Genomic DNA, 9,739 nt, shown 5'->3' on the forward strand with positions numbered 1-9,739 from the left:
GCGGCGCCGCGCACCGGCGTGACGGCCAGCGGCGCGGCCTGCGCGGTGCGGACCAGAACCGGGCCGGGTCGGGCGTCGCGCACGCCCAGGCGCTCGAAGCCCTGGTCGAGCAGGCTCGCCATGTGCTGATCGCGCTCGACCCAGGAGGAGCCGCCGAAGACCGCGCCGACCACGCGCTGGCCGCCGCGGCTGGCGCTGGTCACGATGTTGAAGCCCGAGGCGTTGATGAAGCCGGTCTTGATGCCGTCCACGCCGTCATAGGTCTCGAGCATGCGGTTGTGGTTGCGGATGCGCATGCCGCCGAACTGGGCGTGGGTGACGCCGAAATAGTGGTAGCGCTCGGGGAAGTCGCTGAAGAGGCGGCGGCCGAGGGTGGCCATGTCGCGCGCCGTCGTGACCTGCTCCCAGTCGGGCAGGCCCGAGGCGTTGCGGAAGGTGGTCCGGTTCATGCCGAGGGAGCGGGCGCGCAGCGTCATCATCTGCGCGAAGCGTGCCTCCGAGCCCCCCAGCCGCTCGCCGACCGCGGCGGCGACGTCATTGGCCGAACGCGTGACGAGGGCGAGGATCGCCTGCTCGACGCTGATCGAGTTGCCGGCCGGGATGCCGAGCTTGGAGGGGGGGCGGGAGGCCGCTTCCTCTGACATCACGATCCGGCTCTCGAGCGAGAGGCGGCCTTCGCGCAGCGCCTCGAACACCATGTAGAGCGTCATCATCTTGGTCAGCGAGGCCGGGTGGCGCTGCTCATCCGCATTGGCGGCGACCAAGGTGGTGCCGGTGCGCCCGTCCAGGACGATGGCCGCGTAGCGGTCCGACCCGATCTGCGCCTTGGCGGGCGCCGCGATGGCGACAGCGAGGGCCGCTCCGGCCAGGATGGCGGCACGCAGGGCACCAAGCCGCGATGGGCGCATGAAGATCCGGTCCCCCCGTCGCGGCACCCCCCGTGCTGCGACCGACGTTGCCAATCTATTGCATACCGGGCCCGAGTGTCCAGCCCGCACTGCCAGAACCTCGTTCAGTTACAGCCGCTTGCCGGCGCCTCTTGATGCAGGGTCGAGACAACACGGATCCGTGAGAGCCTGCTGCGGGCGCACGGAAGAGTGAGCGGCGGTTTTTGTGCGCTGCAAAAAAAGCCTTGCGTCGGGCGCTCGATTCTCGATAGACACGGCTCGTGCTGCACCGCAGCAATCCCTCGGGAGCCGGGATCTTGGCTCCTGGCGGGGCCGGTGGCCCCGTTGGCGTGGCTGAAGGAAACCGAACGATGGCCTCCGAAAAGGGCAGCAAGCGGGCGATCGCGCTGGTGGCCGGCACCGCGGCCGAGGCGAGCGCGGCGGGCGTGCGTATGACGGCTGTTGTTGAGGACGGCGCGCAGCGCGCGCGCGTGGCGATGGAGAGCGGTATGGAACAGATGACCAAGCAGGCCGAGACCTTCTTCAAGGCGGCCGAGGACGCGGCGGAATTCGGCCGCGGCAACATCGAGGCCTTCACCAAGTCGGCGCAGCTGATGGCGGTGGGCTTCCAGGACATCGGCAAGCAGGTCTTCGCCGCCACCCAGGCGCTGACCGACCATGCGCTGGAGAGCGCGAAGGCGCTCGCCGCCGTGAAGAGCCTGAAGGAGGCCGCCGACATCCAGGCTGCCTTCGCCAAGGCTTCGCTCGAGCGCTCGATGAGCGAGGCGGCGAAGCTGCAGGAGGCGACCTACAAGCTCGCCGAGACCGCCTATGCGCCGCTCACCGCGCGCGTGAACCTGGCGGTCGAGAAGTTCGGCAAGCCGCTCGCGGCCTGACCTTCCAGCCGGGGCCGCAAGGCCCCGGACCCGGGGATGGCCTCGAGAGGCCATTCCGATCATGTCGGGCCCGGCCGGGCCGCCTTCGGGCGATCCGGCCGGGCCCTTCGTCGTTCCGGCCGATCGGTGGCGGGGTGGCGCGATCGACGGGGTGGCGCGATCGTCGCGTCAAGCCCTTCACTCGCAGCCCCGCGCTCCGATATCCTGGCCGCGGCCGGCGGGGCAGCCCGGCTCCGCGGATGGCCGAGGCAGGGCAGAGACGGCTTCACTCGCGCAATCGGACAGGCGCATCAGGGCAGGCATGAGCGACAACGACAGGCGCAACACGGGCAACGGGCAGGACGGGCCGAACACCGGCGTGGTGGTCAAGGCGCGCCCGCGCACCCGCAAGCCGTCGATGTACAAGGTCCTGATGCTGAACGACGACTACACGCCGATGGAGTTCGTCGTCCACGTGCTGGAGCGCTTCTTCGCCAAGAGCAGGGAGGAGGCGACCCGCATCATGCTGCACGTGCACCGCCGCGGCGTCGGCGTGTGCGGCGTCTTCACCTACGAGGTCGCGGAGCACAAGGTGACCCAGGTGATGGACCTGGCGCGCCAGAACCAGCATCCGCTCCAGTGCACCATCGAGAAGGAGTGACGGGCGCGCTTCTTGCTTGGCCCGGATTGCAAGTGCGTCATCCACCGAGTCGTCGCGGGCGCCCTGCGCGGAATCAAGGACAGGGCCCTGTCGCAAGGGAGAGGAAGAGACCACATTGAGGGCAACCCGGGCCTGGGCGTTCCGTTGAGCGCCGCGGCCATCCGATAGGGAGCGTCATCCCATGCTGTCCCGCAACCTCGAGCAGACGCTCCACCGCGCCCTCGGCCTCGCGAACGAGCGTCGCCACGAGTACGCGACGCTGGAGCACCTGCTTCTCGCCCTCGCCGACGACACCGACGCCGCCACCGTGCTCCGCGCCTGCGGCGTGGATGCCGAGAAGCTGAAGCGCGACCTGTCCGAATTCCTCGACAAGGACCTTGCCGGCCTGGTCTCCGACCGCGCCGGCGACGCCAAGCCGACCGCCGGCTTCCAGCGCGTCGTCCAGCGCGCCGCCATCCATGTGCAGTCCTCCGGCCGCGACGAGGTGACGGGCGCCAATGTGCTCGTCGCCCTCTTCAGCGAGCGCGAGAGCCACGCCGTCTACTTCCTGCAACTGCAGGACATGACCCGGCTGGATGCGGTGAACTTCATCAGCCACGGCATCGCCAAGGCACCGGGGCGGTCCACCACGCGGCCGGTCCAGGGCACGCCCGCCTCCAACGAGGACCAGTCCGAGAAGGAGGAGAAGCCGCAGCGCGGCGGCCGCGGCCAGGACGCGCTGTCCAACTACTGCGTCAACCTCAACAAGAAGGCGCAGCAGGGCAAGATCGATCCGCTGATCGGCCGCGACCAGGAGATCGAGCGGACTATCCAGATCCTCTGCCGGCGCACCAAGAACAACCCGCTCTACGTGGGCGATCCGGGCGTCGGCAAGACGGCGATCGCCGAGGGGCTGGCCAAGCGCATCGTCGAGGGCGACGTGCCGGAGGTGCTGCTGAAGAGCACCATCTACGCGCTCGACATGGGCAGCCTGCTCGCCGGCACGCGCTATCGCGGCGACTTCGAGGAGCGGCTGAAGGCGGTGGTGAACGAGCTCGAGAACCAGCCCGGCTCCGTCCTCTTCATCGACGAGATCCACACCGTGATCGGCGCCGGTGCGACGAGCGGCGGGGCGATGGACGCGTCCAACCTGCTGAAGCCCGCGCTCGCGCAGGGCACGCTGCGCTGCATCGGCTCGACCACCTACAAGGAATACCGCAACTACTTCGAGAAGGACCGCGCGCTGGTCCGCCGCTTCCAGAAGATCGACGTCAACGAGCCGACGCTCGAGGATGCGGTGAAGATCCTGCAGGGCCTGAAGACCAACTACGAGAAGCACCACAAGGTCCGCTACACGCCGGAGGCGATCCGCGCCGCCGTCGAGCTGAGTGCGAAGTACATCCACGACCGCAAGCTGCCCGACAAGGCGATCGACGTGATCGACGAGGTCGGCGCGAGCCGCATGCTGCTGCCCGAGAACAAGCGGCGGAAGACGGTGACGCTGAAGGACGTGGAGGAGATCGTCGCCAAGATCGCGCGCATTCCCCCCAAGTCGGTCAGTGCCGACGACAAGGAGACGCTGCGCAACCTCGAGCGCGACCTCAAGGCCATGGTGTTCGGCCAGGACAAGGCGATCGAGGCGCTGTCGGCCGCCATCAAGCTGTCCCGCGCGGGGCTGCGCGACCCGGAGAAGCCGATCGGCAACTACCTCTTCGCCGGCCCGACGGGCGTCGGCAAGACCGAGGTCGCGAAGCAGCTGTCGAAGACGCTCGGCATCGAGCTGATCCGCTTCGACATGTCAGAATACATGGAGCGCCACAGCGTGAGCCGCCTGATCGGCGCGCCGCCCGGCTATGTCGGCTTCGACCAGGGCGGGCTGCTCACCGACAGCATCGACCAGCACCCGCATTGCGTGCTGCTGCTCGACGAGATCGAGAAGGCGCACCAGGATCTCTACAACATCCTGCTGCAGGTGATGGACCACGGGAAGCTGACCGACCACAACGGCAAGACCGTGGACTTCCGTAACGTCATCCTGATCATGACGACCAATGCGGGTGCCGCCGACCTTGCCAAGCCCGCCATCGGCTTCGGCCGGGAGACGCGCGCGGGCGAGGACCAGGAGGCGATCCAGCGCCTCTTCACGCCGGAGTTCCGCAACCGCCTCGACGCCATCATCTCCTTCGGCGGGCTGACGCCGGAGATCGTGGCGCGCGTGGTGGACAAGTTCGTCATGCAGCTCGAGGCGCAGCTCGCCGACCGCAACGTGACGATCGAGCTCTCCAGCGCGGCGCGGGAATGGCTGGCGGAGAAGGGCTACGACCCGCTCTACGGCGCGCGCCCGCTGGCGCGCGTGATCCAGGAGCACATCAAGAAGCCGCTCGCCGAGGAGCTGCTGTTCGGCAAGCTCGCGAAGGGCGGCGCGGTGAAGGTCGGGCTGAAGGACGGCGCGCTCGCCTTCGAGTACATCGAGGTGCCGCCGCCTGCGCTGCCGAAGCCCGAGGAGGGCGAAGGCGACGCGCCGGAGCGCGAGCCGGAGACGGCTGAGTAGGCTTGCGGCGACTGCCGCGACGACCAGGAAGGCGCGGTCCTGTCGGGGCCGCGCCTTCTGCATGAGGGGACCAGCGATGACGACGGACACGCGGATCGAGGATTGGGACAGCTACAGCGCTGGGCTGCGCGAGCGCGGCAAGGAGTTCTCCGCGCTGCACCCCGAGCTGATAAAGGGGTTCGGCGCGCTCAACCGCGGCGCCGCCACGACGAAGCACATCGACGCCAAGACGCGCGAGTTCATCGCGCTGGCGGTCGCGGTCACGACGAAGTGCCAGGGCTGCATCGACGCCCATGCGCGCAAGGCGAAGGCGCTGGGTGCGACGAAGGAGGAGATCGCGGAGGCGCTCGGCGTCGCGGTCGCGCTGAACGCCGGCGCCGCGCTGACCTACTCCTTCCATGTGCTGGACGCGATCGACGGCACGGGACAGGGTTGACGCCCGCGCCTGCTCACGCCGCGCCACGCAGGAAGCGCAATAACGCCTCCCAGACGTCCGGCTTCGTCCAGCCATAGCGTCGCGCCGGCTCGCTGAGCGCGACCATCGGCGCGAGATGTGCGCCCTCGGTCATCAGCAGCTCGGCAGGCGTGCCTGCCTGCCGCAGCGCATGGGCCAGCCGCTCGCTGTGGAAGGGGCCCACGACGGTGTCGTCGCGGCCATGCACCAGCAGCAGCGGCGGCGCACCGCGCAATGCGGTCTCGTCCGGCACGGCCTGGATGCGTCCGCCCGGCGCCTGCGCGAAGATGCTTCGGATCGGTTCGTCGTCCGGCTGCCAGGCGACGGGGGCCGACACCAGCACGCCGCCCGCCAGCGCGGCGCGGCCCTCCGGCATCCCCGCCTCGGCGAGCCATCGCGGATCCAGCGCGAGTGACGCGGCGATGAAGCCGCCCGCCGAATGGCCCATGACGAAGAGCGGACCGCGCGGGATCTCCGGCGCCATGCGCAGCCAGGCGAGCGCGAGCGCAGCATCCTCCAGGAAGTCCGGCCAGCGTGCCCCGGGCCAGAGCCGGTAGTCGGGAAGGGCGACCGCGAAGCCCTCGCGCGCCAGCATGCGGGCCAGGAAGGCGTAGTGCGTCCGCGAGCCGGACTGCCAGGCCCCGCCATGGAAGAAGACGACCAGCGGCGTCCCCGCCGCGACCCGCTCCGGCAGCGTCAGGTCGAGCAGGTGGCGCGCATGCGCGCCGTAGCGCAGCGCGCGGTGCTCCTCGCCGGCCCGCGGGGTCGCCCAGCCTGCCAGGTGCATCGGCCAGCCGCCGGCGAGCAGCGGACCGAGAAGGCTCACCCCGTCAGCGCCTCCCGCGCCTGGACCAGGGCCTTGGCCTGCTCGGCCGAGACCTCGGGGTAGTGCAGGTTCAGCCCTTCCAGCGCGCGCGCGATCGCCGCGACGACGACGAGCCGCGTGAACCACTTCCGGTCGGCGGGCACGACGTACCACGGCGCATGCGGCGCGGCGGTGGCGCGGATCGCCTGCTCATAGGCCTTCATGTAGTCGGACCAGTGCTCGCGCTCCGCCACGTCCGAGGCGCTGAACTTCCAGTTCTTCTCCTGCTCGTCGATGCGCTTGAGGAAGCGCCGGCGCTGCTCCTCTGCCGAGACGTGCAGGAAGAACTTCAGCACCGCCGTGCCCTGCCGCGCGAGGTAGCGCTCATAGGCGGCGATGTCCTCCAGCCGCTCGTCGAAGATGCGCTTCGTCACCAGCTTCGGCGGCAGCTTCTGCTTCTCGAGGATGGAGGGATGCACGCGCACCACCAGCACCTCCTCGTACCAGGACCGGTTGTGGATGCCGATCTGGCCGCGCTGGGGAAGCCATTGCTGGTGCCGCCAGAGGAAATCGTGGTCGAGCTCGGTCGAGTTCGGCGCCTTGAAGCTCGCGACGTGGCAGCCCTGCGGGTTCACGCCCGAGAAGACGTGCTTGATCGCGCTGTCCTTCCCCGCCGCATCCATCGCCTGGAAGATGCAGAGCACCGACCAGCGATCCTGCGCGTAGAGCATGTCCTGCTGCTGGGCGAGATAATCGACGCCGCGCTGAAGCTTCTCCGCCGAGCCGTTCTTGTCGAGGTCGAGCCCGCCGTCGTCGTCCGGCTTGTGATCGCGCAGGCGGAATCCCTTGCCGTCCTCGATGCGGTAGCGCTCGAGCAGCTTCTCGACCTGCTTTTCCATGCGGCGGTCCCTTCAGGCGTTCCGACCGCGCAGCATCCAGGCGACCGAGCTCGCCTGCAAGAACAGCGTGACCGCGAAGGCCCAGCCATAGCCGGCGGAGGCCCAGCCGCCTGCCTCCGTCCGGGGCCAGAGGTCCAGGATCCAGCCGATCGCGTTCTGCAGGGCGAAGACGATCACGAGCATCGCCACGTTGATCGCGGTGGCGACGCGCCCGGCGAGTTCGGCGCCGAAGCGCTGCCCGATCGCCGCATAGCCCGCCGGTCCCGCCGCGCCGCAGAGCGCGAAGAGGAACCATAGCGCCGCCAGCACCGCCGGATGGTGCGAGGGATCGAGGACGAACAGCGCCTGGATCGCCATCATCAGCAGGATGGCCGCGACCGGCACCGCCATCGGGTTCCAGCCGCGGCGCTGCAGCGCGCTCGCCGCCTGGCCGGTCCCCGCGCTGCCGACCATGAGCCCGAGCGCATAGACCAGCAGCAGCGCCGCGCGGCCGGCATCGTCGAGCCCCGCCACGTCGCGCAGCCAGGGCCCGGCCCAGAGACCCTGATAGGTGAAGTTCATCGCCGACAGCAGCGCGACCGCGGGTGCGAGCGCCAGGAAGGCCGGGTGCGCGAAGATGCGGCCGAACTCGCGCGTCTCCTGCACGAGGCTGCGGCGCGCCGGCGCCGGCGCCGGCCCGCGATCCGGCACGGACAGCCAGATCCAGGCGGACACGGCGCAGGCCATGGCGGCGAGCAGCAGGAACACACCCCGCCAGCCCAGCAGCGGCACGAGCATCGCGGCCGGCAGCGTGGCGGAGAGGCTGCCGAGCGCGCCGACGAAGACGCCCCAGCCGGTCATCCCGGCGACGCGTTCCTTCGGATACCACTGCGAATTCACCTTGAGCATCGCGATCAGGCCAGCGGAGATGCCGAGGCCGGTCACGACGCGCCCGGTCGCGAGCATGAGCGCGCCCTCGGCCGCGGCGCAGATCGCGAATCCGGATGCGGCGACGAGCGCGAGGACCGCCTGGACGCGCCGCGCGCCCCAGAGGTCGATGGCGAGGCCGACGGGCAGCTGCGCGGCGGCATAGGCGGCGAAGAACATCGCCGCGAGCAGCCCGAGCTCGCTCGCCGACAGCGCGAATTCCACGGCGAGCAGCGGGCCGATCGTCGCGATCAGCGTGCGGCTCGCCTGGTTGACGAAATTCAGCCCCGCGAGCGGCAGGGTGAGCCGTGCGAAGGACGGCGGCGTCACGGCAGCCGCAGCCGCACGCTCACCGGGCAATGGTCGGACAGGCGCTCGCGGAAGCTGCGGTCGCGTTCGGCATAGACCATGACGGCGAGGCTGTCGGGCCGCAGCCAGTCGCGGGCGGGGCCGCCGAGCAGGATGTGGCTGACCATCGGCCGCCCGCCGCGCGCATCGGCCCAGCAGGGCGAGGAGAAGCCGGCGGTCGGCCGCGCGAGCGGCGGGTCGCTTTCGAGCATGCGGAGGAAGTCGTCGCGCGCCGGCATGCGCCGGTTGAAGTCGCCGAGGATGGCGAAGGCGACGCCCTCGCGCCGCCGCGCCTCGGCCCAGCGGGCGATGATCGCGGCCTGCCGGGTCAGGTCCTCGCATTGCGGCAGGTTCCGGTCGAGCGCATCCTCGCGGCAGCCGGCGTCGAGATGGACCGAAAGCAGGCGGATGCGCGCGCCGCCCGGCGCCTCGACCGTGATGTCGGCGCCGCGTCGGAGGCTGCGCCGCGCGCGGGCGCGCGTGTCGAGCTCGGCGAGGTCGGGATGGCGGATGATGCGCAGCGTGCGGCGCACCGCGAAGCCGGGACGCTGCACGTCATCCTCGTCCGTCAGGTGGAAGACGTAGGTGGCGGGGTCGAAGACCCGGGCCGCCGCGGCTTCGCCGTCGATCTCCTGCAGCGCGACGATGTCGGCATTGAGCCGCGTCGCGTAGGCCTGCAACAGGCGAAAATCCTCCGGCACGCGGGCGCGGATGTCGCGCGGCAGGTCGGGGTGACCGGTCGGCTTCAGCGTGAGCCAGGCGATGTTCCAGGTGGCGAGCTTGATCTCCGTCGCCTGCGCGGGGGCGGCGAGCAGGAGCAGGGCAAGGACGAGCAGTCGGCGCATCCCGCGGCTATAGCAGGGCCGGGGCCGGGACGTCGCGGTGCGTCGCGGGCAGGGATTCGAGCGGCCGGGCGCCGGCCGCCAGCAGCAGGTCGGCGACGGCGTCGAGCGCCGCCCCGTCGCGCGTTACGTCATGGAACGGATCGCCGCGGCGGCTGCCGCGCGGCACCCAGATCACCGTCTCGTAGCGCGCCCGCGTCAGCAGCACGCGATAGGTGTTGAGGATGTGGCGGCGCTCCTCGGCGTTGCGCACGGTCTGCCAGGCCTGGCCAGCGAAGCGGCGCGGCTGCCAGCCCGCGTCCCACAGGAAATCCCCTCCCCAGCACAGGCCGACGACGTCGAGTTCCAGTCCCTGGCAGTCGTACTCCGTGGCGAAGGTCTCGAGCGCATCGGAGGCACGCACATCGGGCCAGCGACGCAGGAACCAGTCGGCGACGTCCTCGGCCTGCACGCCGAGCCCTTCGGCACGGAGGCGCCGGGCCCCCGCCGCGGCGACCAGCCCGGCACGACGCCGGCCGCGCGCGAGGCGCCG

The 9,739-nt window shown here is 70.6% G+C and carries 10 protein-coding genes; 4 read left to right on the forward strand and 6 right to left on the reverse strand.

Features of this window, described 5'->3' with window-relative positions:
- Positions 1-908 (reverse strand): D-alanyl-D-alanine carboxypeptidase family protein (locus L2I40_RS12260; RefSeq protein ID WP_237215243.1); only part of this gene is annotated, 908 nt, incomplete at its 3' end.
- A gap of 350 nt (positions 909-1,258) precedes the next feature.
- Between L2I40_RS12260 and L2I40_RS12265 the strand changes: the two genes are divergently transcribed.
- From L2I40_RS12265 to L2I40_RS12280, 4 genes are all read left to right on the forward strand, one after another.
- Complete coding sequence (locus L2I40_RS12265; protein ID WP_237215244.1) at positions 1,259-1,783, forward strand: phasin family protein; 525 nt, start codon at positions 1,259-1,261, stop codon at positions 1,781-1,783.
- Positions 1,784-2,084: 301 nt separating this feature from the next.
- Positions 2,085-2,423, forward strand: coding sequence for an ATP-dependent Clp protease adapter ClpS (clpS, locus tag L2I40_RS12270; RefSeq protein ID WP_237215245.1), 339 nt, complete (start codon positions 2,085-2,087; stop codon positions 2,421-2,423).
- A 181-nt stretch (positions 2,424-2,604) separates the two neighbouring features.
- A complete protein-coding gene (gene clpA, locus L2I40_RS12275; RefSeq protein ID WP_237215246.1) occupies positions 2,605-4,953 on the forward strand; it encodes an ATP-dependent Clp protease ATP-binding subunit ClpA in 2,349 nt (782 codons plus the stop codon).
- A 94-nt stretch (positions 4,954-5,047) separates the two neighbouring features.
- Complete coding sequence (locus tag L2I40_RS12280) at positions 5,048-5,389, forward strand: carboxymuconolactone decarboxylase family protein (RefSeq protein ID WP_237215252.1); 342 nt, start codon at positions 5,048-5,050, stop codon at positions 5,387-5,389.
- 13 nt (positions 5,390-5,402) lie between these two features.
- Here L2I40_RS12280 and L2I40_RS12285 read toward each other — a convergent pair whose 3' ends face one another.
- From L2I40_RS12285 to L2I40_RS12305, 5 genes are all read right to left on the reverse strand, one after another.
- Positions 5,403-6,233: an alpha/beta hydrolase gene (locus L2I40_RS12285; protein ID WP_237215247.1), complete on the reverse strand. Its 831-nt coding sequence runs from the start codon at positions 6,231-6,233 to the stop codon at positions 5,403-5,405.
- Positions 6,230-7,111, reverse strand: a complete 882-nt coding sequence (locus L2I40_RS12290) for a polyphosphate kinase 2 family protein (protein WP_237215248.1) — start codon at positions 7,109-7,111, stop codon at positions 6,230-6,232. The genes L2I40_RS12285 and L2I40_RS12290 overlap by 4 nt, the downstream gene beginning before the upstream one ends.
- 12 nt (positions 7,112-7,123) lie before the next feature.
- Complete coding sequence (locus L2I40_RS12295; protein WP_237215249.1) at positions 7,124-8,347, reverse strand: MFS transporter; 1,224 nt, start codon at positions 8,345-8,347, stop codon at positions 7,124-7,126.
- Positions 8,344-9,210: an endonuclease/exonuclease/phosphatase family protein gene (locus tag L2I40_RS12300; RefSeq protein ID WP_237215250.1), complete on the reverse strand. Its 867-nt coding sequence runs from the start codon at positions 9,208-9,210 to the stop codon at positions 8,344-8,346. Before L2I40_RS12300 ends, L2I40_RS12295 begins: the two co-directional genes overlap by 4 nt.
- A gap of 7 nt (positions 9,211-9,217) precedes the next feature.
- Positions 9,218-9,739 (reverse strand): DNA/RNA helicase domain-containing protein (locus tag L2I40_RS12305; RefSeq protein ID WP_237215251.1); only part of this gene is annotated, 522 nt, incomplete at its 5' end.

Origin of the sequence: Falsiroseomonas oryziterrae, from assembly GCF_021864505.1 — a bacterium.
In the GTDB taxonomy this organism is placed as follows: Bacteria; Pseudomonadota; Alphaproteobacteria; order Acetobacterales; family Acetobacteraceae; genus Falsiroseomonas; species Falsiroseomonas oryziterrae.